At 74.7% G+C, this 490-nt stretch carries 2 protein-coding genes; both read right to left on the minus strand.

Going from position 1 to position 490, the window contains the following annotated elements; all coding sequences use genetic code 11:
- On the minus strand, positions 1–306 hold a 306-nt coding region (locus tag ACOADB_RS04085; protein ID WP_378596655.1), incomplete at its 3' end, for a hypothetical protein.
- Positions 236–478, minus strand: a complete 243-nt coding sequence (locus tag ACOADB_RS04090) for a phosphatase PAP2 family protein (RefSeq protein ID WP_378596687.1) — start codon at positions 476–478, stop codon at positions 236–238. The genes ACOADB_RS04085 and ACOADB_RS04090, both read right to left, overlap by 71 nt.
- Positions 479–490 lie beyond the last annotated feature (12 nt).

Here is a 490-nt window from a genome sequence, read left to right on the forward strand (position 1 = left end):
TCCGACGCGGCCGTGACGACGGCTCCGGTGCGCGGTCGAGGAGCCACCGACGGCCACCGACAACCCGACCGCGCCCTCGGTGAGGCTGACCCCGAGCGCGGAGCCGTCCGCGCCCGTGAGGGCCAGGGTCGTCGTACGGGCGTCAGGGGGCAACGCCACCTCGATGGCGGCGTACGGCGCCAGGAGGGGCGTTGCTGCGCTTCCTGACCGCGGTCCTGCGCCCGCGTCGTACTCCTCACTGACGCACGGGACTCCGACGATCGCCACCGGCCGGTGTCGGGCGATGGTCTCGAAGCGGGGGAGCACCTGCCGACTGTCCCGCGTCGCCGGTGCCGGGCTCAACCCGGCGCGCGGGGACCAGCCCGGCCAGAACGGCGACCACCAGCGTGATGCAGGCGGCCAGCAGGCATCCGGCGAGTACATCGGTGGGGTAGTGGCGCCCCAGCAGGATGCGGTCCGCGCCGACGACGACCAGCACGATCGCGCCCCG

Source organism: Nocardioides sp. CPCC 206348, from assembly GCF_048654705.1.
GTDB lineage: Bacteria > Actinomycetota > Actinomycetes > Propionibacteriales > Nocardioidaceae > Nocardioides.